Genomic DNA, 25,717 nt, shown 5'->3' on the forward strand with positions numbered 1-25,717 from the left:
TGCCGCTAGCGGATAAAACGGTCTTTCCTTCAATTTGACGCGTAAGCGGTAAACGGAATTGCTTATCCGAGTGCGTCGCCGATCTTGTCGTTCATGGTGTCGTCGCCGCCGTCGATGCAGTTGGCGTAGACGCGGAGCAGGACGGCGACGCCGTGGCCCAGGCGCCGGGCGACCTCGGTCGGCGGGACGCCGGCATTCAGCCAGAGCGAGGCTGCCGCGTGCCGCAGGTCGTAGGGTCGCCGGACGAGTGGCGAGGCGACCTGCGATTCGGTCAGCGCCTTCTCGCGGGCGAGCTTCCACCACCGGTCGTAGACCGACTCGGACAGCGGCCCACCGTGCAGGCCCCGGAAGAATCGACCGTCTGGGCCAACCCCGTGATTCTCGACGTGCGCGCACAGCAGCTCGACGAGCCGGGGCGGGATCGGGACCGTACGAGTCTCAGCCCTCCCCCGGTGCTTGAGTCCGCGCCGCTCGTGGGAACCGCCATCATCGGTCCAGTGCGACCCGGCGCGCGGCGAGGTGCCGGCGAGCACCAGGCGGCCCCAGCGATATTCGATCTTCTCGTGGTCGCAGGACCGGGAAGGCTTCACCGCCGCCAGGTCGTCGAAGTCCGCCCCGCAGTCGGCGCACCGGCCGGCAAGGTCGCAGTCTTCGCGCCGTAGGTCCGCGGCTTCCGAGGGTCGCATCCCCGCGTAGTAGAGACAGCCGAAGAACGCGGTGACCTTGTCGGCGCGTTTGCCGAGAGATTTCACCGCCTCCAGCAGCGTGGCGACCTGGGCCGGGTTCGCCACCACCCGCCGGTCGATGGACTGCGCCACCTCGGGGGCGGTCCACTGGACCCGGTCGACCGGGTTAGAGGCGATCAGCTCCAGCTCGACCGCGTACCCGAGCACGTTGTAGAAGGTGGCCCGTTTCCGCTGGACGGTGGAGGCAGCTGCGGGCTTGCCGTCGAGGCGTACGCACAGGCTGTCCAGGACTCGGCGGACCACCGCGGGCGAGTCCAGCTCGACGACCGGGAGCGACGCCGTTTCCAGCCAGGCGAGCGCCGCCGCGTGTTCGGCGGGGATCTCGTCGGACCAGCGGCGTGGGTTGAGGCCGTAGAGGTACAGCGCTTCACGGAGCAGGGCGTCAGTCGGCCGGCCCCGCTTCGCCGGGCGGGTCAGTGTCACCGTGATCGAGGTCAGCGCTTCGACGATCGAGCGCCGGGTCTTGGCAGCCGCCCGGGGCCACTTCATCTCGACGTACGCGCGGGTGTGGGCGTACCAGGTGGTGGGGTTCTTGGTTCTGGCCTCGGAGACCGGGCGGCCGGTGGCCGGGTCGAAGGGCTCCCCCGCGTTGGCCGCCTGGACCAGCTCGGCGCGGAACGAGTGCGCCAGGGCCTTGGTACGGAACATGTCCTCGAAGCGTTGGCCGCTCACCGCCCAGCGGACCCGCCACGGCCGAGCCTTCCGGTCAGCGCGCTTGCCGATCTCCCAGATCTGGACTTCGTAGCTCTTCATGCGGCGTCCTGCTCCAGGTCGCCGAGCCACCGACCGAGCGCCGACCGGCGGACCCGCAGTTGCCCGTTCGGGAGCTTGATCACCCGCGGCCCCTTGCCGGTCTGCCGCCAGTAGAACCAGGTCGAGCGCGGTACGCGCAGCTCGGCGAGCACTTCCGGCACGGTCAACAACTCCTCGTTCACTGCGTTTCCTCCCCGTCGTGCTGTGCGCTGTGCTGAGTTGCCGAAAGATCTGGAGACTCCTGCGCGGCCCGGTCCTTGGCGGCGAGTAGTTCGGATCGCCAGCGGGCGCGTTCGCTGATCGACCGCATGAGCCGGTGGGTCATCGGGCCGACGTCCGGGTCGTCGGGTCGGGCGAGTTCCCAGGCGTGGCGGACCCGCTCGGCCGTGTCGCCCTGGTCGTCGACGAGCTGCGTGCCGTCGGTGGTGACGCCGAGCAGTGCCCGGACCCAGGCCCGCGCGTCGTGCTTGTGGTCGGCGAGGGTCTTGCCAGACCAGTCGCGGGAGATGAGGATGCGCCGGCCGCCGATGCCGAGGGTGTCGCGCTGGTGGACTTTGCCCTTGCACCGGCCGGGCTTGAGCTTGGCGTGGGCCTTTTTCGGCTGGACGCCGTAGAGCAGCCAGTTGGCGCACCGGTCGGTGCAGGGAGTGACCTGGAGTTGCTGCCAGAGCCGGTCGAGGTGCTTGCGTTGCCGGTCGGTGGTTGCCTTGTGGCAGTCGCCGGTGTGCTTGGTGATGTATTTCGTGACGTACCGGATGGTTCGTTCGGCGTCCTCGGTGCCGGGCATGACGCCGCGGGCGTCGACCTGGGCGCCGAAGCGCACGACGTGCACCGCCTCTGCGTCCGGGTTGTCGTCGATGGCGTCGAGGGCTTCGGTCCAGGTGGTCAGCAGGTAGCGGGAGTCGGGGTCGACCCAGGCCGCCGCCTGCTCGTCCCAGAGCGGGAGCCGGTCGAGGGTGTAGCGCTGGACGTCGACCGAGGGCCACCACACCTGGTGGTAGGTCGCCGCCGCCACGGTGCGGAGTACGTCCCGGGGGATGGTGCCCCGGATGGCGAAGTGGGCGTGCGGGGCGAGACGGCGTTGCGGCTCGACGCAGCCGGCGTACTGGACGTTCCAGCCCTCGCACCTTCGGAGGTTCTGCCAGAACCGGTCGAGCAGCCGGGGGAAGTGCACGGCGTCCCAGGCTGCGCGGCGGTAGTCGTACCTGGCCGGGTTGACGGGGGTGCCGTCGGGGCGGACCGGGCCGTACGAGTCGAGGGTGAGGGTCAGCCACATCGACGGTTGGTAGGTGGAGCCGTCCGGGGCGGTGTAGGTCTTGCCGACGGTGCGGCGCTCGACCTTGCGCCGGGGCAGTTCGGGGGCATCTTGGCGCCGTTTGGTGGAGCGCTTGCGTCGCTGGCCGGGCTCGTCGTCCTGGTCCTCGTCGTCGCTGGTGTGCGGTGGTCCGACGCGCCCGCGCAGGCCCTCAGCGGCGATGGCTTCCTCTACCTCGCGGATCGCCTCGTCGAGGTCGCTCACCTGGTCCCACTGGGCCGCCCTCACCGCCTCGTCGCGGGCGAACTCCAGGTGTGCGCGGAACAGGATCAGGGACTTCTGCGCCTCGGTTGCGGGTTCCGGGCCAGGTAGCGGCTCGTCATCGCGGTGCCAGCCCTCTCGGATCTGGGCCTGCCGTAGCCGGCGATTCTTCTTGGCGCACGGCGGGCACTTGTCCTCACGGGTCGCGCCGCAGGGCAGGTCAATGACCTCGGTCAAGCCGGTGTCGAGGTCGGTGCGGCGCATCGCGAGCGGGCGGACGCAGACGCCGTACTCGATGGCGATGTCCCTGAGCACGTCGATCGAACGGGGTAGCGCCATGCGGGCCGCCCGCGACCCCGGCCGAGGAGCAACCGGGGTCGGGGCGGGTTCGAGACCGGGCAGGGTCGGAGCCGTCATCGAATGATCCCGACGACCTGGGGCCGGTTGTGCTGGACAACGCCAACCGGAGGCAGCACCGCGGCTGGTGCCGGCGGCATCACCGGAGCCGGCGGCGCGGGTTCGACAGGCTGCGGTTCGTCGTACCAATCGCTCTGCGGCTGATCGGGCTCGGGCGCCTGCATGGTGCTGGGTTCGCTGGACAGGACGACCTTCACCAAGGCGAGGAAGGCCAGCGACGGCACGGCCGCGACGATCCAGCCCCAGACGGAGGGTTCGGCTTCGGCGACCTGGGCGGCGAGGGAAAGCAGCGCGAACGCGATCAGGAGGACGCCGACCAGGCCGACGGGTCGACCGGTGCGACGGCGGGCACGGATTTCCAGGCCGAGGTAGATGGCCATCAGCTCGACGGCTACGGCGTTGGCCCAGCCGATCCAGTCGGGCTGCCCGTGAGCGACGGTCAGGTCATGGACGTGGGTAAAGGCAGCGGCGCCGGCCATGGTGCCGATGGCGAGCAGGATCAGCACCCGGACGCCGGACTCGGCGCGTTCGCGGATCATCGGCCGCCCCTGGTGTCGCGGACGGTCAGGGTGATGCAGATCTGTTGACCGTTGAGGTCGCGGCGGCGGTTGACCATGTGCGCCAGGCCGTGCAGGGCACCGGCGAGGCGGTCCGGGGAGCCGTTGAGTTCGATGTGCAGCGGCTTGAGGCGGTGGGTGCCGAGGAAGAAGCTCTTGAGGGACATCGGTTACCTCCGGGCCGGGGCGACGCGGGTACGGATGTGGTCGGGCGGCTCGCCGAGGGAGGCCACCGCTTCGGAGAGGCAGCGCCACAGCGCCCATGCCTCGTCGGGGGTCAGGTACATGCGGCGCCGGCCGCCACCGACGGCGAGATAGACCGGGTACGCGTCGGGCCGGGCGGGGTCGACGCGCACGGACACGGCCGTGCTGGTAGCGCCGTCGGTGCCGGGTGCGCGGAGCCGGTAGAAGGTGCGGCCGTCGATCGGGGCGGTCACCGCGGCTCACCGCCGTCGGTGTCCCGGTCGAGGATGTTCAGCAGCGAGTCGGGCAGCAGTGGTCCGCGACGCTGCCGGGGCAGAGGCGGCCGGGCCGGTTCGGTGGCGGTTTCCCGGCCGACCTGGGCGAGGATGTCCGCCGCGTCGGCCGGTGCCGGGTACTCGGCGGCCAGCTCCCGGATGTGGTCGTCGGAGATGTAGGAGAAGCGGACCCGGGCCGGCTCGGGGGTGCCGTCGAGGATCACGTAGCCGACGCCCTTGGCCCAGCGGGGCATCTGGTCGGCGAGGGCACCCCGGTTGCGGGCACCGTCGCCCAACACGAGGTCGACCTGAGTGGCCTCGGTCAGGCCGAGCGCAATCCGGGTCGGGAACAGGTCCCGGAACGGCAGCACCTCCTTGCGGGGGTCCTGCAACGCGGCCACCACGAGGACGCCGACGCCGGCCCCCTGCGACAGCAGCAGCCCGAGTGAGCCGGCGATGCGCTTGCGGAGGTCGACGTCCTGGAGGTACGCGGTCAGTGCCGCCATCTCGTCGATGACGACCACGACCAGGGGGTCAACCAGGGTCGGAGTGTGCACCCGCACCGCGCCGGCAAGGCGGGTCTGCCGCTCCCGCATCACAGTCACGGCCTCGTCGAGCAGGTCGGCCATGGCCTCGAACGACTTACAGGCGAACCGGGCGAACAACGGCCGGCCCATCGCGAACTCCATGCCGCCCTTGGGATCGATCACCCAGAGCCGGACCAGCCCGGACGAGATCCCACCAGCGAGAACCCGGACCAGCGACCACAGCACCGAGCCTTTACCGGAGCGGGTGGCGCCGCCGATGAGGACGTGTGTGGCGAGCAGGTGCAGGCACCAGTGCCGCAGGTCCTCCCGCCGCGCCAGAGGTAGCGCGGTGAAGTCGGGCACCGACGGGACGTCGAACGGGTCGACCAGGGTGCGCAGCGCATCCGTGCGGACCACCACCAGGTAGACCACCGACGGCCGGTCCCGGAACCGCAGCCGGTCCACCGCGCCCAGGACCAGCGCCCAGTAGCCCGACCGGATCGGCGGGTCATCGGGTCGCTCGGAGTAGACCCGGGCGTGCCGCCGGCCGAAGGCGTACGCCAGGTTCGCCGTTGCCTTCTGGAACTCCTCCGGTGTCTGGCCGCGGACCATGCGGATGGTCAGCACGTCGAGCGCCTGATCCGAGCGGACCCGCAGCAGCTCCGGCAGGACGGTGCGATGGTCGTAGACCTTGGCCAGACCGCAGAGCGTCATGGCCTCGCGCCAGGCCCGCCGGTAGACGAAGAGTTGGCGGAACCGGCCGAGGATCGGGCCTGCGCACCAGGTCCACCAGGACGACTGGTGCCGCCACCGCCACAGCGCCGACACGGCAGCGGCCAGGACCACGGGCACGATCACGCCGGCCCGACCGAACTCGCGGAAGAGGCTCACCCCGACCACGACCAGGCCGACGGCAACCGGGTGACGAAGACACCACCACAGGCCCCGCCACATCCACCGCAGCACCAGGCCGAGCGCGATCAGCCAGACCGGCAGCTCCAGCCTGCGTGGGCGGATCACCATCAGGTCCCCGGCGGTGGTCATCACGACCTCACCCCGCGGCCGGCGGATCATCGCCCACCCGCCACTGTGGGCCGCCGCAGGACGGCAGGCATACGCTTGGACATGTCACTACCTCTCTCAACAGAGCAGGGGAAAGAGACAGAGGGCGGGGCTGCCGTCCGCCAAGACCTGACAGCCCCGCCCCCACCAAATGCGGCTACTGCGCCGCCTTCGTCGCCACGCCCGCCGGGGCACGCATCCCGGTCGCCCGCAGCGAATACGCCATCCGACCGTTGTTGCCCACGTACGGCGTGACGGTCATGCCGTCAAACTCCACCGCCTCGAACAGGCCACCCGTCGGCGGCACCGGCTGGTAGTCCGCCGAGATCTTCACCGTCGTCTCCCGCGACCGCTTCCCCAGCTCCGGATCCAGGTCCATCACCCGGACCTGCCACACCCGCTGGCCGGTCAACTTGTCCTTCGCCGGGCTACGCCGACCGGTCTTCTCGTCGTAGTCCTCGACCTCGCCCAGAGACTCGGGCACCAGCGCGCACCCCGCCGGGAACACGTCCTCACACCGCACCGCGAACCTCGTGCCGCCACGCAGAGCCATCGCTCAACCTCCAACTTGTTAACTTGTCTGCCAAGTTGCGTCCAAGTTAGACGGCACTTGGCAGACAAGTCAACAACCGCAGTGAGGCGAATGCTGGTAGGCCCGAGTGCCGTAGTGCCGCACAGCGAGGTGCTGGCCGATGCGCGGCCAGCGACCAGGCGCAGCAGCCCAGAGGCATCCACCCGCCGCCACCTCGGCGCCTGCGAGGTCGCCCGCGGCCGAGACGGGCAGTCCGTTAAGTCCTAATTACAAGTCCCGGAAACTGCATCGAGCCACGCGCTTAATAGAGAAAGCGTGGGATTTCAAAATTAATTGAAGTACAAGGCCCTGGAATGAATTGACCGGCACCCCCCTATTCCAAGCCCTCCTCCAGCCCTCTACCTCCCCCTGAGCGGGCTTGCGCCACCGTTGTCACCAGCTCTCTTCCGAGGCTAGGCTTTACGCATCGACGGACGCATGTCCGCGTTTCCCGAAGATCACATCAAGGAGATCCGTAATTACTATGCCCTACTTTCTAAGCAACTGGGACACATTCCTAATTTCCATTATTCGCTTCGCCCTCGACCTTATGGTCAGCCTTCCAACAGGCGGCCTGGCGGTCCTGACCATAGTCATCATTATCAGGATTCGTTTCAAGGTCGTCTTATCTGCAAGAATTGGTGGATGCATAGCAGCTCGCGTTGGCAACCAGGCATGACGCGAGCGCATCCTGCTCTTGACCAGATCCACAAGTAGGCTGGAAGCTCTGGATGGGGGTATAAGCACCTTATGGCATCCCATCCAGAGCTTCCCGCAGTTGACGAGAAGCATTCAAGGCCTGACGGGCTAGACAACAAGACGATCGAGGCGTTGGGCGAACTGAGCAAAGCGTTGGAGACAATCCACCGCGTGCGTGGTCACCTGTACTCGGCGCACCAGCTCGTCGGCGGCGCAGATCTCACCCTTGACCGGGTGGTGAAGCTGCTCCGCGAGGCCGGGCACGACGAGATGGCCGACCGAGTCGAGCACGAGCTGTTGGGGCGCAACGTGCTACCCGGGCGGTGGACGTTCCAGATCGTGGAGGAGTTCGACGACGGCTACTACGCCGCGTTCCAGGAGATCGAGCGGGACGCGCGGGAGAAGCTGGCCGGCGGCCGGCGGCACATCTTCGAGGCGGAGATGAAGGAGCGGCGGCGTACCCACGGGATGCCGGGGCACGAGGCTACGCCGTAGCGGTGCCGTCAAAGCCGTTTGGGATCATCGAGGTCAGGGCGTTGGCTCGGGCCTCGATGATCCGCATCCGTGCCAGGTACTCGGCTGGTTCCCGGTGTGCGGCCTGGCTGGTGACCTGGCCGGGCCACTTGCGGTAGAGCAGGCCGTACTCCCCGGTGAAGTAGCCCGGCATGACCGCGTTGGCGGCGAGCAAGAGGCCGGTGTCCTCGGAGGCGGGCAGGGCCATCCAGCCGCCCAGGGCGAAGACGAGATCCCGCCGCAGGCACAGGGTCGCGGGGTGCACCGAGGCCCGGTAGTCGTTGGCCTTCCAGAACGTCAGGACCGCACCACGGTCGATTACTCCGCCGGCCGGATCCTTGTCCCATCCGGCGGTCGACCCGTCGGGGAGCAGGTCGAGTACCCGCGAGGTGGTCCAGCCGATCTGCGGGTGCGCGGTGAACGCGGCGATGTCCCGGGCGAGCACACCGGGGGTCAGCTGGTCGTCGGCGTCCAGCACCTTGATGAGCTGCCCGGAGACGCGGGAAAGAGCGAGGGTACGGGCAACACCAGGCCCGCCGGGACGGCCGGTGCCCAAACTGATCCGAGGATCGTCGGGCAGCGCGTCGACCAGGGCGCCGGTCTGCCCGTCCTCCTGGACGAGCAATTCCCAGTCCCAGCCGTCAGGCATCTCCTGCTTGGCCAACGACTCGTAGGCGCCAGGCAGGTACTCGATGCTGGGCGGGTGGACCGGAGTGATGACCGAGACGACCTGCGTCAAGTTGGCCACCTTAGCAAGTGATGGGAGTAGACAAGCTCGGTGCGATCCCCCGGCATCACCACGTCGGCGACCTCAACGACCCGGCCGGTGGTGTCGGTCGAGGTCTTCCGCACGGTGAGTACGGAGACCCCAGGGTCGATGTCCAGCAGTTCGGCCTCATCGGGCGACGGTGGGCGGGCCCGAATCTCGTCGTCGATCCGGTCCAGCTCGATGCCGAGCGTGTAGAGCTGGTGCTGTGTGCCGCCCGGCCACGGTTCCTTGCCCGCGTCGAGCAGGTCGGGGTTCGCGGCCACCAGGTCGTAGGGCAGGTAGGAGTACGACACGGTTAGCGGCGCGTTCTCGTGCCGTGAGGACGTCCAGTAGACCCGACGCAGCAGCGAAGTACCCGGCTCGACCTGCAAGGCCGCCGCCATCTCCGCATCTGCCTCCACCCGGGAGTATTCGGCGTGGAACTTCAGGTCGTCGACGGTCAGGCCGGTGTCGTGCTCGGTGGCGCCAGTCTTCAGCCGCTCGTCCTCGTCGAGCAGGACGCGATCCTTCTCCCACTGGTACCGCTCGGTGTTGCGACGGCGTACCCGCTGGCGGGGTGCCCGAACGTAGGTGCCGCGACCCTGCTCCGCGCGGACCAAGCCCCATTCCCGGAGCTGCCGGATGGCGTTGCGGACGCTCGTGCGCGACAGGCCCGAGGTGTCGGCCAGCTCGGTCTCGCTGGGCATCAGGGTGCCGGGAGCCAGTTCGCCACTCACAATCTTCGCCCGCAACTCTTCCGCGAGTTGCAGGTAGCGAGGGCGCCAGTCCCGGCCTTGCACACCGGTCACCGTACCCCCTAGACGTTCCAACGTCTGCCAGGTGGTCCCGCCGGCAGGCCGCTCGGGAACCGGAGGCACCGCCACCACTGCTCGCGGTGACCCCGCAGGGCGCAGGCCAGGAGTACGAGGAACGGCTGAGCCCCGACGGGTATTGACGTTCACCGCGTCTCTCCGGCCTGCTCGCCGCCTTCTGCCGGTGTCAGCATCTCCAGCTGGGCGTACACCAGCTCGTCGATGAGCCGGTCCACCTGTGCGGACGACAGAAGCACGGTCTGCGTCGCGCCGTATCGGGTCGCGTCGAGCTTCACGGCCAGGTCCCGGCGGGCGAACCGGTCGACGATCAGTTGGACGGTGACCCAGCCGGTCCGCTCCCGTCCGATGGTGGAGAGAAGCCCGCGGTGCATCGGGTCGTTCGGTCCACAGCCTCGACACCAGACCGGGCACACGACCGGCGCGATTGACGACGGCGACGGCCTCTCTGGGGTGGCAGCACCCTCACTCATCGCCGGCCCCCTGCTGACCGGTGGCCTGGGCCAGCGATCCGCGAAGTTGCTCGACCAGTTGGGCTGCCTGCGGCAACGACAACTCCGCCCAGGCGTTCCCGGCGCGGCACGTCACATGAACACCGACCATGGGACCGGCCAGAGCCTCACTGCTGATGAGATACGTGACGACGAGCCCGCCCGCTCGGCTGTCGCCGGCCCTCTGCATTGGGCCGCGATGACGACGGGCCATATGCGTCATCACCGGCGGCACCAGGTAGCCGCAGCGATCCGGGGCGCACCAGTCCGGGTGGCTCGTGACGGCAGCCGGCTTGTTCGTACGACTCATCGCGGCCACCGCCCGCCGTTGCCTCGGAAAAGCTGGGCTTGCGTCATCAAGGGCGCATACCGGAGCACAGGCAATTCACGGGTGGCGCCCGTCGACCACCGAGGCGAGGAGGTTGTAGAAGCCGCGCGAGGACTCGACCGACCGTTGCTGCTGGTACTCCGGGCAGATGGGCGTCTCCGAGGCCACCAGGACGAGAGCCAATGGTGCCGACGATGAGAGCCGGACATCGCACCTCCACAGGTAGACGGGGACCGGTGGCCAGCCGCAGGGGGAATGCGGCCGGCCACCGGCCCGGATGAAGGCACGGCGCACCGTCCGACCGGACGGGTCGGGTATCGCCGAGCCAACTTGTACGCGCGGCTACCGCAACCGGTCCGACAGGACGCCGCGCATCAGGTGCGACCAGGGCGGGCGCGAAACCACCCCTGATACGGGCCGTCACCCCAGCTGCACACCAGGAAACGTATCTAAAAGTGGACGAGTTGTCTAGATGCTGAAACAGGTCACTTGGTTGGCACTTGGTAAGACAAGTGCCAGGTACGGTGAGCGGGTGCCCACCCCGCACTACGGACAGCCCCGCTACCGCGCCATCGCCGAAGAGTTAAGAGAGCGCATCGAGAGTGGCGTCATCCCTCCCGGAGCCCTCCTGCCGGCTGAGAGCGCACTGACCGCGGAATTCGACGCAGCGCGCGGCACGGTTCGTCAGGCAATAGCCGCGTTACGCGAGGCAGGCTTGGTGGCTACCGAACACGGCCGCGGAACCTATGCAACGCCGCGCCGGCACGTGTGTGGGCTAGACGAGGGTTCCGAGACGGAAACGCAACAGCGTCAGGTCGCCGCTGACGCAGAGCTTGCAGCCCTTTTCGCTGTCGAGGTGGGTGCAGCCCTGGTGGAACAACAAAGCCTCACCCGGGCAAACGGAGCCGTCGGAACAGTCGTCAGAACCTACCGACTCCTTCAGACAGAGCGATAGAACAGTTCGCACCTTCAATACGTTCTCGAGGCGGCCCGTAACGGGTCGCACGCGCCGCACCGCCTGGGCGCGCGCCGGGCGCTGCTGCTGTCGCTCTGCGGCCCTCACGCCTGACGGCTGGCGGACAACTGGGAAGCCCAGAGGGCCAACGCAGAACGACAGACCGTTGACCGGCGGCGTCGTGGGCCGGCAGCCGACCGGGCCGCGCGGGCACGAGCCCGCCAGCCGTAAGGGAGCGCACGCCGGCCGCGTCGGTCTAGCTTGCGACCGGACAATCTCGCGTCTGCTGCGCCTCCGGCGGGGCAAGGCTCCAGGACGGCCGGGCTCGCCGCCCGGTCACGGTTCGTAGAGGTTGCGGTGGCGCGTCCAGCCCGCCAGCGACTAGAGCAAGCCGAGTAGACCACCCGCCCGAGCCAGCGTCCGAACTTGGATCAAGGTCGGCTTGACATGGCGGTCCAGGCTGCGACCCGCCCCCAGGAGGGCCGGTCGGCCGCATAGGGTTGTACGCGAACGCCCGAGTTACGCAGGCTGTCGGCTTCTCGCCGCCGGTCGCCAGTGCGGCCGAACATCTCTCCACATCGCTCAGCGCGGTCGTCTCAGCGCCCTGCGTTGATCTCAAAGTTGCGCAGATAATCGCGATACAGTTGCTGCGAAACAATGCCGCTTGGGAGCTTCGCAATTATTTGTCGGTACTCAGTCTCCGAGTCCGTCACAACGAACGCGTGCGTAAGAGGATTGCTGGTTCCCGCTCGCGCGTTGACCGCCTCCACGAAGTCGGACCACACCTCGGGCGCAAACAGCACACCGTACACGGCGTCGTCGGGCACCGCCCAACCGGCGTCGGCAACGGAGTCGATCCGCTCGCCCTGCGCGCACGCCATTAGCCACAGCAGTGGTGCGACAGCCTGGAACTTGCGGCCCAGCGACACGAGGTTCGGGTCCTCGTAGGTAAGTTCGAAAAATTCCACGTTCTCGGCAAGACCCTCAGCCATCGGGAACTCGTCTACGAATTTGTACTCACCCTTGACGGCTTCACCCGCGCTAGTCATTCCCGTAACAGCTGCGGTAATGCGCGGTACCGTGATGTATTCGCAGATGCCAAGGGCTTCCCATTCCGGGTCGCCCGGGAAGTGTCCGGCTGCCCGCAATGAGGTAGCCTCCTCCGGCGATACTTCGTTGTTGGTTACCGATATGGATCGCCTCTTACCGCCATCCTGCTTGTTCAAGCGCATGAGGGCATGAGTGGTAGTGCCAGAACCGGCAAAAAAGTCGACCACCAGCGCCTCCGGCTTCTCCGCCACGGCCATGCGCAGGCAGTCCTCCACTGCATAGAGGCTCTTCGGGAATGGAAAGGAGCGGTCGGGAAGCAGTCGCCTCAGCAGGCTACTGCCGAACTCGCCAGCGCGGTGGCGGTTAAGGTTCCAGACAGTTTTGGGGCTAGGACGGACCTGCTGCTGATCCCCTCGTTCCACGACGACAGCGCCTTGGTCATCCCGACCGACAACGAGCAGCTCACCTTCTTGGATTCGGCGGATCTGGGCCCTGCCGAGATAGAGCACAGACCAGCGATCCGCCCTAGCGTCATACGCGCCAAGCCTGGCGTGCCCTTGTTCGAGCAAGGAACGGAGGGTCGAAGCCGAGACGCGCCAGCGCCCTTCATCGCCGTTGGTCCGGAGAGGCCACACCGCTACGCACCCGGGGCGGGATTCTACCGACGCTCGCGGAGTCGTTGCGGCAAGTGGATCGCCGACTTCGACGATCTTCCTGGCTTGTACGTCCACGAATACCGGGTAGAAGAGGTTAGGGCGATCCGCTCGCCGGGCAGTGTCGCCACCACGCAGTAGCCGCTCCCAACGAACTGGCTCGTTATTCGAGGAATTGGCCGGCGCGTCGGCCAGAGTATCTACTCCAATACTCGACGGTGCGACATTTCCGATGGAGAGGAAGTAGGCGTACTCCTCCACGCGTGCTAGTTCGTTGCGCCTCGCGCTTCCGTTGGGGTTGATGACGATCGTGATCAGCTGTTTAGTAACTCGCGGGAAGACCTGGTCTAAGAGCATCCCAAGTCTGTTCACCTCCTTCTCGTCGATGGTGACAATCAGGACCGACGACTCGGGGTTGAGCAACTCTTTAGCGAGTTCTAGGCGTTTCTGCATGAAGCTAAGCCATTTGGAATGACGGTACGGGTCCATGTCGTCCACGTAGTCATTGTTGTATTTCCAGTCCCGCGCACCCGTGTTATAGGGCGGGTCGATGTAGATCGCGTCCACCTTGCCGGCATACGGATACTGAAGTGCCTGCAATACGTGGAAGTTCTCTCCGTTAATAACGGTGTGGTAGGTCTTGTCGCCACCTCGTTCGACCTTGCCAGTGGAGCGGAGACCCGGAAAGACGGGGTCGCCGAATTCACGGGTAACGACGCACCTTTCGCGCGGCACCTGACGCAGCTGAGCTGGGTCTGCCTTGTGTACAAGGGTGGCCGTATCACCACTGATCGCGGCGACCCTCCAGATGCCCGTGTCGTCGACTCTTGTCCGATCACGGGAGCCGTCGGCCATGACTTGGACCTTGTCGCCTTTGCGGACGCGCGTCTGCCCGTAGAGCAGCACGGACTCGGGCTTGTGCTCGTTGAACACGAGCCCGAGCTGACGGTTTCCTGCGAGTTTGCGGATCTCGGCCTGGAGGGCTTCTCGGAGGGCCGGGTCGGCGATGCTCGCGACAAGGTTGTCGATATGTGCCATTTATCCCGCCCCTTCAGTAGTCATGCCCAAGCTCGGCGTACAGTTCCCCCGCATCGTCGGCATTGCTATCAGCGACGGCGCTCCTGACGGCAGGGTCAAGCAGGTCAAGCAGGCGATACTTACCGTTAATCAGGTCAACCACCTGGACTCGGTGGTACACACCTGGGTGCTTGCCAATGTAGTCGGCCAGGCCCTTGAGCTTCCCGACCGCATCCGCCATGAAGGCGCCATGCGGATCGATAATTGATGGGCGGGCTTGCCCTCCGACATAATGGACGAATAAGAAATCCACGTATAGTCCGTGCCATCCGTCCCACTTTTGCCACGGAATGACGAGGGCGTTCTTCGCCCTGTTAGCTGGGTTGCGGTACCAAGCGACAGCACCGTGATCGAGTTCAGTGAGCAGTACGTGTCGCTCTAGGGGCCTTAGGTCCGCGCGGTACTTGCCGTCGGCATCGGACAGGACATGCTTGTCCCATAGGCCGCCACGGGCGTCGCCACTGGCACGTGGGGGAATACGAAACGTTGTGGCCTCTGGCCGGCTCGACTGGCGGCGGACCCGGTCGAAATCCTCGCGGGCGGTCTCGGGAAGCCGAGTGATGGCCGAGTGGTACTGCTGCAGCCACGAGGTGACCAGATTGGCGGCGCGGGCTTCCACCTTCTCCGGCAGGGCTGCGTCCTGCGCTAACGCGATCGCAAGGATCATCGCGTCGGTCACGTCGTCGTCGTTCGGGGCCATCCGCTCGACGTACGCATCGACGAGACCTTCGGGGAGAGCGCGGCGGGCGCGTGCCATGAGAATGCGAATGCCGCGGTCGTCCAAGGCAAGATCGGATTCGGTTTCCCCCTCGGGGAACATCGTCGGCGAGCCATAAGTCACGGACCGTTCGTACAGACGAGTGTTTGCAACCTTAGCGACGCGGTCAGCGAGTTCGCCCTTCGCATCCAAATCAGCGCGGAACGTATCTATTTCGCCAAGAAAGGCGTTTAGGACGAGCTTCCGTGCAGCGGGCTCAAGCGCTTTTCCGTCGTACTTTTGAGCCAGCAGTGCAGCGAGACGAAAGGCGCGGGAAATTGCAGACCCAGGGCACCGGCTCGGGATCGTGTACGACGGGAGGGACTCCAGCAAGGCGAATACGTTGGCGCTTGCCGACGCATCCACCGCGTCGGGCTCGGGGTCCGGTTCACTGCCTTCCCACAAGTCCGGGCCAGTCTGCGACGATCGCCGGTCGGGGCGGTACGGGACGTGCGACGGGCTCGTGGTGGGCGCACCTTGTGTGGGCTTATCGGGCCCGAACCAGGACGTGTCCAAGTCATCGGACGCGTCAACTGGCCCGTCCAGGTCGTTGGGTGGCTTCGACACAGGACCGGCGCCGGTGAACTCGGGGTTGCGGATGAGTTGCACCTCGTCCGTGATGATCTCGGTGCCACCCGCGATTCCCTCGTCGCCCTGCTCGAACTGCACCGCAATCGCGTCAACGGCTGCCTCGTTGAACTTCGGCAAAATGCAATGGACCGCGTTGAGAGTAACGTCCGACTCGACTCGCCGTGCCAGAGGTGTACGGACCATGCGACCCATGATCTGAGTAATGAGGCCCTGATCCTGCGCCACACGCATCGACACGAGGACTTCGGCCCTAGGGCAGTCCCAACCAGTCGTGATCGCCGTCATGCAGAGGACCACTCTGACACTCTGACGATCCTGCACGTCTTCGGGTGGGCACCAACGAATGTCGTGTCCTCCGGCCTTCACGGTCGAATGGTTTCCGAAGACGTGGACGATGTTCACCGGAGTGATGCCGGGCCATTCCGAGAGAATCGTATCCACAACCTCACCGAGGCTCTTCGAGTTCGGCTTGTCCTCGACTTGGACGACGAGGACCGGGTTCACTCGAGGTTCGCCTGTTCGATTGCAGTACGCGTTCCAGCGGGCCTCGTAGTCGAGAACCTTCGCAACCGCGTGCCTGACAAGGGTCGTCTCGGCGGCGTCCACGCCGCGGGTATGTCCCAGGACGATCTGGTCCTTTAGCAGGCCGGACGAACGAACGTCTTCAATCGGGATCGTGTGGGACTTCACTGTTCTGTCGCGGTCGTTCATCTGGTCGCGGAACCGTTTCGGGGTGGCGGAGATTCCCCACACGACAGGCACCGCCGGGCGGTTAGTCGTACCACCACCGATGATTTGCGACACGATGGTGTCGCGAGTGGTGCGGGCCGTGCCCATGCCCCTGTGCGCCTCGTCGACGACGACAACAAATCCGTACGGCCGCTGCTTGACTGTGTTCGAGATGGTGTCCCACAGCGACCATTGGCGACCGTACGCGCCGCCACCCTTTGACAGGGTCGCGTTCGCGCTCAGCTTCTGAATATTGAGGAAGTAGACCCTTCCCGGGTCGAGCGTCTCTTGATCGAAGTCGTTCTCAATCGTCCGTAGCCGGTTGATTGACAGGGCGGAGGATGCGGCGAACATCTTGTTTAGCGTCTGGTTGTTCAGCGACGGGTCATCCGTAACCCACAGGAATGTCGAGTCGTCGATTCCTGGTGTGGTGGGATCCCCATCGAGCGCAGCCTCAATCACGGCCGTAGCGATCACCGTCTTACCAGCACCGGTGGGCGCCGCCAAAACGACGGCACCGGTGTCGGTAGGGTCAGCCTCGTATGCGCGCGTCATCGACATGAGGGCGCGGACCACGACCTGCTTAGCCTGCTCTTGGTAATCGTAAAGGTCGTAATCCACCCTTGCCCCTCGCCCGCTTCGGGTACTGTCTTGGGACCTTATCGGGTGGAGGGTCCTGGAGAGGTACCGGGGACAGGCTACACACCTGACCTTCGGGGCCAGCACTCTGAGCTTGCGCAAGGCAGCGGCGACGCGCCCTCGGAAGCTTCTATCCACATCCCTCGATGGATTCACACCTAGGCCCCGGCCTGTTCCCGTGCTGGGGGAAGCGGCAAGCCACAGGACGTCGTCCATCCCCGACTCACCGCTGACGTTCACGGCCTGCCACAGAGCCGTCAGCAGCCGCTTCATGGCGATCGGCAGGTCGGGAACTGCTACCCGGTCGGCTCCACGATGACATTGACGGCTCGCAGGCGGGTACCGGGGTTAGCGTTAGCGGTCAGGGCGGCGAAGGCAAGGGCTGGGCCGTGACCGAAGCCTCCTGGAGGGCTGCGCGAGCAGGCTCACCGGTCAGGCGAGAAAAGGGGTGCCTGTCGAGTCCGCCACCGACGTGTAATTATGTGCATGCCAACGGCAGTAGCCTGCGGAAGTGGACCCGGATCCCCACCGGACGGTGGGCATCCGGGTTTCGCGTCTCCTACGGTGTCGTTCGTCACTGCAAAATTAGCGTCCTCGCGACCAACGGCCGAGCGCGGCGAGACCAGTCGCCCCCGGCACCGTGTGCCCAGGCGACGGCGTCTGGGATCCAGAGCAGCGGCTCCTGCCGACCTGCGAGGTGCCGGTACTGAACCTCGTGGCCGTTCTTCGCCAGTGCCGCTCGGATGATCCGCCGATCAACACGGTCGCAGTGGTCGTTACGGCTCTCGAGTATCAGATGCTGCGGCCGCAAGACGGTCAACTCCTCCACCAGCGCGGTGATACAGGTCGCTCGCGCCGCTTCGTCTGGGCCCGGAGCTTCGAAGATCCACACTGTTGGAGACATCTGGACTACCTGGCTCAGGATTCGTCGACGGCGCGGGTCGGACTCTGTCCGGAAGTGGATCCGGTGCTGGCCGGGGAGCCTCAGCCCTTTCAGGGTGGCTCGCATGCCCGCCAGGTCGGCCATGGGGACTATCGCGGCAGCGACCATGTACCGGGCGCGCCGGGACTCGTCCACGAAGACGTGCATCAGGCACCGCCGCTGGAGGTCCGGCGAGACTTCTTCGTGACGACCGTCTTCGGGCTCGATCTCTTCCCGCCAGCCGGCACCTTTTTGGCGGCCTTTCGCTTCGGCGACTTCGGCGGGGTCGGCTGTGACCGGTGCGAGAAGGGCGATTCGAGCGTGTACCGGTTGACCATGGCCCAGCCGGTGTGACTCTGGGGAGCTTCCATCCGTCTCGTCTCCACGTGCAGAAGTCCGGCCTCTCGCAGCTCGCGGAACCCGTCCTCGGCTGTGTCGGCTGACCAGCCGTACCAGCCCGGCACCCGCTCGGTCGGCAGCTCGAAGCCCGGCTTCTCGGCGCTGGCGACCAGCAGCATCGCAATCGCGGGCAGCGACAGGCGGCTGCTCCAATCCTTCAGCCAGAACTCGTGGGGCAGCTTGATGTACGGGTCTCGGTTGCCGCCGGTGCCCGGACGTGTGTACGGGTCGCCGCTGCCGTCCTCATGGAGGCGAGTTACCCGGACCTGGCGAGAGCGTCCAACTCGCTGGCGGGCAATCAGCTCTCGCCGCTCCAGCCATGTCAGAGTCTTTGAGACGGCAGTGAGTGCCGACGCCGGCTGAGCTGCGAGTGTCGTATCCATCAGCCTGGCCCAAGCCCCGCTGGGGAGCGTGACGCTCCAACCGGCCTCCGGATGTTCGGCACTGATACCTGCCGAAATAATGAGGTATGCCAACAGCGCCCGCTTCTGTCTCCGGCGGACGAACTCGGCGAGTGGGCCCTCCCGCGGTTCCACCCCGGGAGGACGCTGCACGAAGACGCGTCTTATCGGCACAAAGTCCCGCTTTGACCGCTCTAGCAGCCATTCCCGGGTGCTAGCCGGGCTGGCGGTTGGGGCGCTGGTCACCATCGCTGTCACGCCGCAACACTACCGTCCGGTCCCGGCCATCCCGTCCCGACTTGCCCCCTGTCTACTTCCGTGCCAGCGGGTGGTGTGAGATAACCCTGCAAGCTACGTGCGATGCAGATGCGAGAGCGGTGAGACGTCTGGGGCCAACTGCCGCCCTGCCGATCGCTTCCCGCAACCCGGGCAGGCCAGTACTTGCGGTTGAGAAATGCAGTCCGACCACTTGGGCGTCATAGCTTGCGACCGCTGAGAACATCGCCATCAGTCAGGGCCGGAGCGCCCGTACGGACGGCAACCGCACTCAGCCACCCACGCGATGATCTAGGCCGCCTGGGTCGAGGGTGCGCGGCTGGCAGCCATCGGGGAGATCCTGGTCTCCGTGATCCGAGACGGGCTGGCTCACATCCGTCCGGCACTACCGCCCTCACGTGCCACCCCCACGTGCCACCCCCACGCTGCTGCCGACTTCTTCTGTTCTGGATCAAGGCGCCGCGCTCCGCGCGACGCGGGCGGTGAGCCGGCCGGCGGCAAGCCGCCCCGGTCGCCTCCGGCGCCGGGACGGAAAGCCACCGACTGCCGCCGGACCGCCGCCCCGAACTCCACTGATCCAGACACAGGACGACCAGGCCAAGCAGTACGGAAGCCGGCAGATCGACCTGATCGAGGGCCAGGGCTTCCGACTGCCGCGCCAGTCCAACCCCAGGACTGGCTTGCCCTCGGGCTAACCACGCAGCCAGGTAAGCCCACGGCAGCCTCAGCCGGTCGCTCCAGGTGCTGCTCACGCCAGGCCGGAACTCTCCGAGGCAAGAGCATCCGCAGAGTCAGAGAAGCCCTGAGAGGCAAGATCGACCTGCCCACCATCTGCCCACAACCAGTCGTCAACGGCTGGACTCAGCCGGACTCGGCCAGACAAACGACAGCGGCCCCCGATCAGCATCTCTGCTGGTCAGGGGCCGCGTCTGCACCTGGTGGCGGGTAGAGGATTCGAACCTCTGAAGCTTTCGCGACGGATTTACAGTCCGCTCCCATTGGCCGCTCGGGCAACCCGCCAGGGCACCCCACCGCGTCGCAACGCGGCGGCGGAAGCAAGAATAGCGGCTTCCCCCGGTACCGACGCAACCGGGTACCGTCAGGGGGTCGTGCCGCTGGTCGGCGGCCGACGGCAGGCCCAGACCGCCGGACAGCAGGAGCAGAAACATGGCAGCGAACCCGTCGTTCGACATCGTGAGCAAGGTTGACCGTCAGGAGGTCGACAACGCCCTTCGGCAGGCGGAGAAGGAGCTTGCGACGCGGTTCGACTTCCGCGGCACCGGCGCTGAGATCTCCTGGTCTGGTGAGGAGGCGATCGGCCTCCAGGCGGAGACCGAGGAGCGCGTCCGCGCCGCGCTGGACGTGTTCAAGGAGAAGCTCGTCAAGCGGAACATCTCGCTGAAGTCGCTGGATGCTGGGGAGCCGCGCCCGTCGGGCAAAATCTTCAAGATCGACTGCAAGGTGATCCAGGGCATCGAGACGGACAAGGCCAAGGCCATCAGCAAGAAGATCCGCGACGAGGGCCCCAAGGGCGTGCAGGCGCAGATCCAGGGTGACCAGCTGCGCGTCACCGGCAAGAAGCGCGACGACCTTCAGGCTGTCATCTCGCTGCTCAAGGGCGAGGACTTCGGCGTAGCCCTCCAGTTCAACAACTACAGGTAAGGCGGCCCCGGTCGCGGCCGTCGTCACTCAGTAGGCCACCCGGCCCGACCGTCGGACGTTGAAGCGGAACGTAGACCGGCCGACTCGTGCAGCAGGGCGGGCAGGTCGTCAAGGGTGGCGAACGCACGTCCGCCCCAGCTCGGGTCGGTGTCGTTGTGCTCAGTGGTACGAAACACGGTCATGCCGACCGCTGCCGCGCCGGCGAGCTCGCCGTCTGCGCCGTCACCGACGAAGACGCACTCTGCCGGCGCGATGCCCAACCGCTGGGCGGCAATGCGGTAGATCGCCGGGTTGGGCTTGGCCAGCCCGACGTCGCAGGAGAAGACCGCGACGTCGAAGCAGCGGGCAAGCGGACTCTGCGGCCATGCTTCGGCGGTCTCCGAGGTGGCGTTGCTGATGAGGGCCAGCGGATGCCCGTCGTCGCGCAGCGCGTCGAGCACGTCCAGGGTGGCGGTCGAGACAGTGCCCAGCACCCGGCGCGCGAGGGCCCGCCGATGCCCACCGGCCTGTGTCACCTGCTCGTCGGTTGGCGTGCCGCCGAGGCGTCCGGCGAGAATGCGGACGGTCTCCTCCACGTCCCACCGGACCAGCCGGTCACGCCAGGTGGCGTGGTACGCAGCGACCAGCGCGGCCGGAGCCACCCCGACCACGAGCGCCATCTCGCCAACTACCCGGTCACGCTCGTCATCGGCACCGTGAACCAGGGTATGGAAGAGATCGAAGATCACTGGCCGAGACATTGGCGCATCCTACTGAGATCGTCACCGCTCTCACCCGCCCGGCTGAGATCGACTCGGGCTCCTGGAAGTCGGGGCATCCGGGCGACCGGGACACCGCGGCATTCAGAAACCCGAGTCGATCAAGCACAACCCGACCAAAGCGCGCGGTCAGACGGTGACGGGGTGTTCGGCGCGTACCGCTGTGGTTTCCGCGCGGGCGATGGGCCCGGCGGGTAGGGCGGCGACCGCGGCCCCGACGGCGACTGCCGCCCCGGCGAACAGGAACGCCCAGCGGACGCCGCCGGCGTGGTCCACGATCACGCCGGCCACCGAGCCGCCGGCGGCGCTCGACGCCACCGCGACGGTGACCACCCAGGTGTACGCCTCGTTCAACATGCCGGTGGGGGCGATCCGGCCGACCAGGGTGTTCTCCAGGGTCAGCGCGGGCGCGATGGTGGCTCCGCCGGCGACCAGTGCGACACCCAGCGCAAGTGGGGTGGGCATCACCGCGAAGACGGCGAAGGTGGCGGCCAGCGCGCCGAGCAGCAGGGCGAACTGCCGGGTCATGTTCGGTGCCGGCTTGCGGACGCCGAACCAGAGCCCACCGATGGCGCTGCCGACCCCCCAGACGGCGAGCAGCAGGCCGGCGAGGCTCTCCGGGTCGTCGGTGGCGTGGTCGCTGGCGAACGCCGGCACGATCACCCCGGCGGCCCCGAACGCGATGCCCAGACCGGCCACGCAGATCAGCAGGGCTGGGAAGCCGGGGACCCGCAGCGGGCCGAGCCCGCGGGCATGGTGTTCCCGCGGGTGTGGGCGCCAGCCGCGCATGACCCGGCCGAGGGCCACGGCGGTCGTGCCGACCAGGGTGACCACTGCGGCGCCGATCAGCGCGGCGGCTGCGTCGGCGACGAGGACGAAGCCGGCGACGAGCAGCGGGCCGAGCACGAAGACGATTTCGAACAGCGTGGTCTCGGCAGCCAGGGCGGTGTTGCGGAGCGGGTATCGGCCGGAGTTGGGGCTGGTCAGGTCGTTCCAGGCGCCTCGGATGGCGGCGGTGAGCGGCGGGTAGGTGGCACCGGCCACACCCGCGGCGAGGTAGATGACGGGGAGAGCGTCGTCGCCGGAGCGGCTGGCCAGCAGCAACCCGATGAGCGCCAGCGGGTGGGCCACGGCGGTGAGCAGCAGGACGGGGCTGGGGCCGACCCGGTCGGCGATCCGTCCGGCTATCGGGCTGAGCGCGGCGCCGGCGAGGGCGTAGATCCCGCCCGCGATGGCGGCCAGTGAGTACCGCCCGGTCACCTGCTCGACCACCAGGAGCAGCGCCAGCGGGGTCATGCCGATGCCGAGCCGCCCGATGATGCCGGTGACCAGCAGCATGGGCGCGCCGGGGATCCGCCAGACGCCCAGGTACTGGCGCAGTGCGGTCACGGACACCTCCGGCTCTGGGACAGGTAACGGGTAGAAGCTCTTTCGACCCTAACCCCGAGGTCGGCACCGCGGATGGTCGGGCCGCTCACAGTGGCGCTGCTGGCGGGGCTGACCGGAACGGTCGAAACGAGTAAGTTGTTGATCGAATTGGATCCATGCGCTGAGGCCGCACGAAAGCCAGGAGGTCCGATGACCGGGACTGCCAACGCACCGCTGCGGGTCGAGATCTATTCGCTGTACGGTGACGCCCGGGCCACCGAAGCCGCCTCGCCCAGTCTGCGCGGCTCCCTGCCGGCGCGGGCCGTGCAACGCTGCCCGCCGGTCGCCGCCGGCTCCGGGTTCGGCTGGTACGTCTACCCGCCGGCCGACTTCGCGCTCCGGTGGGACGGGCAGGACACCGAGTGGACCCTGCTGGAGGAGAACGAGCCGACAGGCTGGCGTTCCCTCGCCGGCGGGTACGACGGCAAGCTGCCGGACGCGGCCGCCCAGTTGGCGGCGGCACCGGAGCAGTTCCGGGGCGACCTGGACATCTTCGACCGGTACGGCGCCAGCATCCCGTTCCTCGATGCCGACCCGCGCGCCGCCAACACGATCGAGTTGGTCACCGGCGTGGTGGCCCGTACGTCCCCGGGTTGGTGTCTGCTCGCCCGCGGGGTGCCGAACTGGCCCGTCCAGCGCGGCCTGCAGCTCTATGAGGGGGTGGTGGAGACCGACTGGTACACCTCGCTCCTGCCCACCATCCTGCGACTGACCGAGGCTGGGCAGGTGGTGCGCTTCTACCGGAACATCCCGCTCATGTGCCTGCAGCCGGTGCACCGTTCGACGCTGGAGGCGTTCCGCCACGCCGAGTTGACCACCGGGCAGGGGTTGGCGGCGTGGCCGGAGGACGTCTGGTCGGACTTCGTGGCCCTGCGCCGTCGCCGCCAGGACCCGGAGATCCAAGGCAGCTACCGGCAGGAACAGGCCCGCCGGGTCCGGGAGAACGCCACCTACCAACCAATCGGGGTGGCGGAACCGGACCAGTCGAATTGATGTCCAACACCGACGAGCGGCCCGGCTACCGGGCCCTGTTCCGGCATCCGGTCGCCTCCCGACTGGTCATCGCCCGGGGCATCTCGGAGCTGGGTGACTTCGTCGGGTTGGCGGCCCTGCTGCTGCTGGCCTTCGACCAGACGAACTCCGTGCTCGGCCCGGCCGCCGTCTACGCCGCCCGTACCCTGCCCGCCCTGCTGGTCGCGACCGTCTTCAGCGGCTGGTTGGACGTTCCGGCCCGGCGTACCCTCCTGGTCTGGCTGTCGGTGGCCGGCGCCGTGCTGATCGCCGTGCCCGCGGCGGTCCCCCAGCCGGTGCCGGCGATCGTGGCGGCCGGCCTGCTCGGGGCGGTGCGGGCCGCCTACGCGAGCGTCAACGTGGCGGTCGCCGCCGAGGCGGTGGACGCCCCGCTGCGGCTGCCGCTGTTCGGTCTCTCCGCCTTCGCCAACCAGGCGGGTCAGGTGATCGGTCTGCTCGCCGGCGCCAGCCTGACCGTGGCCCTCGGAGCCCGGGTGGCGCTCCTGATCGATCTCGTCTCGTTCCTGATCGCCGCGATCGTCCTGGCCGGGCTGCCGAGGCATCCGCACCGTCGGCGGGGACCGCGTCCGCCGGCGACCGCGGGTGTACGCATCATCGCCGGCCATCCCGTGCTCCGCAGCGTCGCTCTGCTCACCCTGGCCACGGTGCTCTCCGGCGCGCTGCCGGAGACCCTCGCCCCGGAACTCGCGCGCGGCGCCTGGCGTCCTGTCGTGCTGGCGGCCTCGGCGTTGGGAGGCGCGTTCTTCGTCCTGTTGGTGGCCCGGTCCCGCTGGTTGGGTCGGGTGGCCGGTCAGGTGGCAGTGGCCGCCGCGCTGGCCGGCGCCCTGCTGCTGGCCGGCGTCCTGGTCGCGGTGGATGCGCCGCTGTGGGCGCTGGCGGTGGGCAACGCGTTCATCGGCGCGGGCGGTGGCTGGCTGATCGGGGCGCAGGCGACCTTCGCCCGGTTGGCCCCTCCGGAACGGATGGGGCAGGTCGAGGCGACCATCGTGGCGGCCAACATCGTCGCCTCGGGGTGCGGGATCTTCCTGCTGGGTGGCGTGGCCGCGGCGGTCTCGCCCGCCGCCGCGTACCTGACGGCGGGCGTCGTCCTGCTGGTCGTCGTGCTGCTGACCCGCCCGGACCGGTTGCCGGTCTCCCCGCAGTGACGCCCGGGCACCCCCGGACGTGACTCCACCCGCGCCCACATGGGACGCGGGTGGAGGTGGGAACGGGTCAGCGCTGGAACTGCACCGGCCCGGCGTTGCGGGCCATCTGCTCCAGCCGGGCGACGCGGTCCTCCATCTTCGGGTGGGTGGAGAAGAGCGCCGCCATGCCGCCGCCCCGGAATGGGTTGGCGATCATGAGGTGGGCGGTGCTGGTGAGTTGGCCCTGGGCCGGCAACGGCCGACGTCGGGCCACCGCGTCGATCTTGCGGAGCGCGCTGGCCAGGGCCAGCGGGTCGCGGCTCAGCTCGGCGCCGGAGGCGTCCGCCTGGAACTCGCGGCTCCGGCTGATCGCCAACTGGATCACCGTGGCCGCGATCGGGCCCAGGATCAGAGTGAGCAGCAGCACAGCCGGGTTGGGTCGGTCCTCGTCGTCCCCGCCACCCAGCGGGATGAAGAAGGCGAGGTTCGCCAGCAGGGTGATGATGCTGGCCAGGCCGGCCGCCACGCTGGAGATCAGGATGTCCCGGTTGTAGACGTGGGACAACTCGTGCCCGATCACGCCGCGCAGCTCACGGTAGTCGAGGATCTCGGTGATGCCCTGGGTCACGCAGACGGCCGCGTGCTGCGGGTTGCGACCGGTGGCGAACGCGTTGGGCTGCGAGGTCGGGCTGACGTAGAGCCGCGGCATCGGCTGCCGGGCGTCGGTGGCCAACTCCCGGACCATCCGGTACAACTCGGGGAACTGCGCCTCGGTGACCGGTTGCGCCCCCATCGAGCGCAGTGCGAGCTTGTCGGAGTAGAAGTAGGTGACGCCGTTCATGACCAGAGACACGACGACGGCGATGACCAGGCCGCCGCTGCCGCCGAACCAGTAGCCCACCGCCAGGATCAGGGCGCTGAGCAGGCCGAGCAGCGCTGCGGTCTTCAGACGGTTGTGGTGCACGATGTCTCCTTCGGTGCACGGATCGCCGGGATCCGCTGACCGGTGTAACAACCCCGTACCCGCCAACCATCCGTCTCAACGCTG

At 67.7% G+C, this 25,717-nt stretch carries 24 protein-coding genes and 1 tRNA gene; 6 read left to right on the forward strand and 19 right to left on the reverse strand.

All coding sequences use genetic code 11. From position 1 onward, the window contains the following. Positions 1 to 62: 62 nt before the first annotated feature. The 8 genes from IW249_RS05850 to IW249_RS05885 all read right to left on the reverse strand — a co-directional run bounded on the left by IW249_RS05850 (position 63) and on the right by IW249_RS05885 (position 6,589). Complete coding sequence (locus IW249_RS05850) at positions 63 to 1,499, reverse strand: tyrosine-type recombinase/integrase (RefSeq protein WP_196919825.1); 1,437 nt, start codon at positions 1,497 to 1,499, stop codon at positions 63 to 65. Then, positions 1,496 to 1,681 carry a helix-turn-helix transcriptional regulator gene (locus IW249_RS05855; RefSeq protein WP_030329852.1) on the reverse strand — a complete coding sequence of 62 codons (186 nt, stop codon included), beginning with the start codon at positions 1,679 to 1,681 and terminating at the stop codon, positions 1,496 to 1,498. Before IW249_RS05855 ends, IW249_RS05850 begins: the two co-directional genes overlap by 4 nt. Further along, a complete protein-coding gene (locus IW249_RS05860; RefSeq protein ID WP_196919826.1) occupies positions 1,678 to 3,432 on the reverse strand; it encodes a replication initiator in 1,755 nt (584 codons plus the stop codon). Before IW249_RS05860 ends, IW249_RS05855 begins: the two co-directional genes overlap by 4 nt. Beyond that, positions 3,429 to 3,971, reverse strand: coding sequence for a DUF2637 domain-containing protein (locus IW249_RS05865; RefSeq protein ID WP_196919827.1), 543 nt, complete (start codon positions 3,969 to 3,971; stop codon positions 3,429 to 3,431). The genes IW249_RS05860 and IW249_RS05865 overlap by 4 nt, the downstream gene beginning before the upstream one ends. Next, a complete protein-coding gene (locus tag IW249_RS05870; RefSeq protein WP_196919828.1) occupies positions 3,968 to 4,156 on the reverse strand; it encodes a hypothetical protein in 189 nt (62 codons plus the stop codon). The genes IW249_RS05865 and IW249_RS05870 overlap by 4 nt, the downstream gene beginning before the upstream one ends. 3 nt (positions 4,157 to 4,159) lie before the next feature. After that, positions 4,160 to 4,426 (reverse strand): hypothetical protein, encoded by a 267-nt coding sequence (locus IW249_RS05875; protein WP_196919829.1) that lies wholly within the window; start codon positions 4,424 to 4,426, stop codon positions 4,160 to 4,162. Further along, entirely contained in the window at positions 4,423 to 6,018 is a 1,596-nt protein-coding gene (locus tag IW249_RS05880; RefSeq protein WP_196919830.1) for an FtsK/SpoIIIE domain-containing protein, read from the reverse strand. Before IW249_RS05880 ends, IW249_RS05875 begins: the two co-directional genes overlap by 4 nt. A gap of 175 nt (positions 6,019 to 6,193) precedes the next feature. Further along, a complete protein-coding gene (locus IW249_RS05885; protein WP_091402451.1) occupies positions 6,194 to 6,589 on the reverse strand; it encodes a transcriptional regulator in 396 nt (131 codons plus the stop codon). A gap of 768 nt (positions 6,590 to 7,357) precedes the next feature. Between IW249_RS05885 and IW249_RS05890 the strand changes: the two genes are divergently transcribed. Continuing rightward, positions 7,358 to 7,801, forward strand: coding sequence for a hypothetical protein (locus IW249_RS05890; RefSeq protein WP_196919831.1), 444 nt, complete (start codon positions 7,358 to 7,360; stop codon positions 7,799 to 7,801). On the opposite strand, the gene IW249_RS05895 is transcribed toward IW249_RS05890, so the two are convergent. The 5 genes from IW249_RS05895 to IW249_RS34700 form a co-directional block, all read right to left on the reverse strand. Next, positions 7,791 to 8,567, reverse strand: a complete 777-nt coding sequence (locus IW249_RS05895) for a glycosyltransferase family 2 protein (RefSeq protein WP_307788529.1) — start codon at positions 8,565 to 8,567, stop codon at positions 7,791 to 7,793. The genes IW249_RS05890 and IW249_RS05895 overlap by 11 nt on opposite strands. Further along, positions 8,555 to 9,376, reverse strand: coding sequence for a GntR family transcriptional regulator (locus IW249_RS05900; protein ID WP_196919833.1), 822 nt, complete (start codon positions 9,374 to 9,376; stop codon positions 8,555 to 8,557). The genes IW249_RS05895 and IW249_RS05900 overlap by 13 nt, the downstream gene beginning before the upstream one ends. 149 nt (positions 9,377 to 9,525) lie before the next feature. Beyond that, positions 9,526 to 9,771 (reverse strand): precorrin-4 C11-methyltransferase, encoded by a 246-nt coding sequence (locus IW249_RS05905; protein WP_196919834.1) that lies wholly within the window; start codon positions 9,769 to 9,771, stop codon positions 9,526 to 9,528. A gap of 91 nt (positions 9,772 to 9,862) precedes the next feature. Further along, on the reverse strand, positions 9,863 to 10,198 hold the full coding sequence (locus IW249_RS34125) for a hypothetical protein (RefSeq protein WP_231392415.1): 336 nt from the start codon (positions 10,196 to 10,198) through the stop codon (positions 9,863 to 9,865). A 75-nt stretch (positions 10,199 to 10,273) separates the two neighbouring features. Then, positions 10,274 to 10,399, reverse strand: a complete 126-nt coding sequence (locus IW249_RS34700; RefSeq protein ID WP_269215240.1) for a hypothetical protein — start codon at positions 10,397 to 10,399, stop codon at positions 10,274 to 10,276. A gap of 349 nt (positions 10,400 to 10,748) precedes the next feature. On the opposite strand from IW249_RS34700, the gene IW249_RS05915 reads away from it, so the two are divergent. Further along, on the forward strand, positions 10,749 to 11,171 hold the full coding sequence (locus IW249_RS05915; protein ID WP_196919835.1) for a GntR family transcriptional regulator: 423 nt from the start codon (positions 10,749 to 10,751) through the stop codon (positions 11,169 to 11,171). A gap of 596 nt (positions 11,172 to 11,767) precedes the next feature. Here IW249_RS05915 and IW249_RS05920 read toward each other — a convergent pair. Both IW249_RS05920 and IW249_RS05925 read right to left on the reverse strand, forming a co-directional pair. After that, positions 11,768 to 13,912 (reverse strand): site-specific DNA-methyltransferase, encoded by a 2,145-nt coding sequence (locus IW249_RS05920; RefSeq protein WP_196919836.1) that lies wholly within the window; start codon positions 13,910 to 13,912, stop codon positions 11,768 to 11,770. 13 nt (positions 13,913 to 13,925) lie between these two features. Beyond that, positions 13,926 to 16,649: a DEAD/DEAH box helicase gene (locus IW249_RS05925; RefSeq protein WP_196919837.1), complete on the reverse strand. Its 2,724-nt coding sequence runs from the start codon at positions 16,647 to 16,649 to the stop codon at positions 13,926 to 13,928. A 715-nt stretch (positions 16,650 to 17,364) separates the two neighbouring features. On the opposite strand from IW249_RS05925, the gene IW249_RS05930 reads away from it, so the two are divergent. Continuing rightward, positions 17,365 to 17,943: a hypothetical protein gene (locus IW249_RS05930; protein WP_196919838.1), complete on the forward strand. Its 579-nt coding sequence runs from the start codon at positions 17,365 to 17,367 to the stop codon at positions 17,941 to 17,943. 1,658 nt (positions 17,944 to 19,601) lie between these two features. Here the strand turns inward: IW249_RS05930 and IW249_RS05935 are convergent. Then, a tRNA-Tyr gene (locus IW249_RS05935) sits at positions 19,602 to 19,685 on the reverse strand. A 147-nt stretch (positions 19,686 to 19,832) separates the two neighbouring features. Between IW249_RS05935 and IW249_RS05940 the strand changes: the two genes are divergently transcribed. Continuing rightward, positions 19,833 to 20,327 (forward strand): YajQ family cyclic di-GMP-binding protein, encoded by a 495-nt coding sequence (locus IW249_RS05940; RefSeq protein WP_124774541.1) that lies wholly within the window; start codon positions 19,833 to 19,835, stop codon positions 20,325 to 20,327. A gap of 23 nt (positions 20,328 to 20,350) precedes the next feature. Here IW249_RS05940 and IW249_RS05945 read toward each other — a convergent pair whose 3' ends face one another. Next, positions 20,351 to 21,067, reverse strand: a complete 717-nt coding sequence (locus tag IW249_RS05945; protein WP_196919839.1) for an HAD family hydrolase — start codon at positions 21,065 to 21,067, stop codon at positions 20,351 to 20,353. A 147-nt stretch (positions 21,068 to 21,214) separates the two neighbouring features. Continuing rightward, entirely contained in the window at positions 21,215 to 22,474 is a 1,260-nt protein-coding gene (locus IW249_RS05950; RefSeq protein ID WP_196919840.1) for an MFS transporter, read from the reverse strand. A 189-nt stretch (positions 22,475 to 22,663) separates the two neighbouring features. Between IW249_RS05950 and IW249_RS05955 the strand changes: the two genes are divergently transcribed. Together IW249_RS05955 and IW249_RS05960 are read left to right on the forward strand one after the other, a co-directional pair. Next, complete coding sequence (locus IW249_RS05955; protein WP_196919841.1) at positions 22,664 to 23,506, forward strand: DUF6065 family protein; 843 nt, start codon at positions 22,664 to 22,666, stop codon at positions 23,504 to 23,506. Then, positions 23,506 to 24,690 carry an MFS transporter gene (locus IW249_RS05960; protein ID WP_196919842.1) on the forward strand — a complete coding sequence of 395 codons (1,185 nt, stop codon included), beginning with the start codon at positions 23,506 to 23,508 and terminating at the stop codon, positions 24,688 to 24,690. The genes IW249_RS05955 and IW249_RS05960 overlap by 1 nt, the downstream gene beginning before the upstream one ends. A 67-nt stretch (positions 24,691 to 24,757) precedes the next feature. Here the strand turns inward: IW249_RS05960 and htpX are convergent, their stop codons facing one another. Continuing rightward, positions 24,758 to 25,633, reverse strand: coding sequence for a zinc metalloprotease HtpX (gene htpX / locus IW249_RS05965; RefSeq protein ID WP_196919843.1), 876 nt, complete (start codon positions 25,631 to 25,633; stop codon positions 24,758 to 24,760). Positions 25,634 to 25,717: the final 84 nt, after the last annotated feature.

The sequence above is a fragment of the Micromonospora vinacea genome, from assembly GCF_015751785.1.
GTDB lineage: Bacteria > Actinomycetota > Actinomycetes > Mycobacteriales > Micromonosporaceae > Micromonospora > Micromonospora vinacea.

Excerpts from the sequence above, each read along its gene's own strand:
- IW249_RS05850 (WP_196919825.1), bottom strand. The coding sequence starts at position 1,499 with ATGAAGAGCTACGAAGTCCAGATCTGGGAGATCGGCAAGCGCGCTGAC.
- IW249_RS05860 (WP_196919826.1), bottom strand. The coding sequence starts at position 3,432 with ATGACGGCTCCGACCCTGCCCGGTCTCGAACCCGCCCCGACCCCGGTT.
- IW249_RS05865 (WP_196919827.1), bottom strand. The coding sequence starts at position 3,971 with ATGATCCGCGAACGCGCCGAGTCCGGCGTCCGGGTGCTGATCCTGCTC.
- IW249_RS05870 (WP_196919828.1), bottom strand. The coding sequence starts at position 4,156 with ATGTCCCTCAAGAGCTTCTTCCTCGGCACCCACCGCCTCAAGCCGCTG.
- IW249_RS05880 (WP_196919830.1), bottom strand. The coding sequence starts at position 6,018 with ATGACCACCGCCGGGGACCTGATGGTGATCCGCCCACGCAGGCTGGAG.
- IW249_RS05885 (WP_091402451.1), bottom strand. The coding sequence starts at position 6,589 with ATGGCTCTGCGTGGCGGCACGAGGTTCGCGGTGCGGTGTGAGGACGTG.
- IW249_RS05890 (WP_196919831.1), top strand. The coding sequence starts at position 7,358 with ATGGCATCCCATCCAGAGCTTCCCGCAGTTGACGAGAAGCATTCAAGG.
- IW249_RS05905 (WP_196919834.1), bottom strand. The coding sequence starts at position 9,771 with ATGCACCGCGGGCTTCTCTCCACCATCGGACGGGAGCGGACCGGCTGG.
- IW249_RS34125 (WP_231392415.1), bottom strand. The coding sequence starts at position 10,198 with ATGAGTCGTACGAACAAGCCGGCTGCCGTCACGAGCCACCCGGACTGG.
- IW249_RS05920 (WP_196919836.1), bottom strand. The coding sequence starts at position 13,912 with ATGGCACATATCGACAACCTTGTCGCGAGCATCGCCGACCCGGCCCTC.
- IW249_RS05940 (WP_124774541.1), top strand. The coding sequence starts at position 19,833 with ATGGCAGCGAACCCGTCGTTCGACATCGTGAGCAAGGTTGACCGTCAG.
- IW249_RS05945 (WP_196919839.1), bottom strand. The coding sequence starts at position 21,067 with ATGTCTCGGCCAGTGATCTTCGATCTCTTCCATACCCTGGTTCACGGT.
- IW249_RS05955 (WP_196919841.1), top strand. The coding sequence starts at position 22,664 with ATGACCGGGACTGCCAACGCACCGCTGCGGGTCGAGATCTATTCGCTG.
- IW249_RS05960 (WP_196919842.1), top strand. The coding sequence starts at position 23,506 with ATGTCCAACACCGACGAGCGGCCCGGCTACCGGGCCCTGTTCCGGCAT.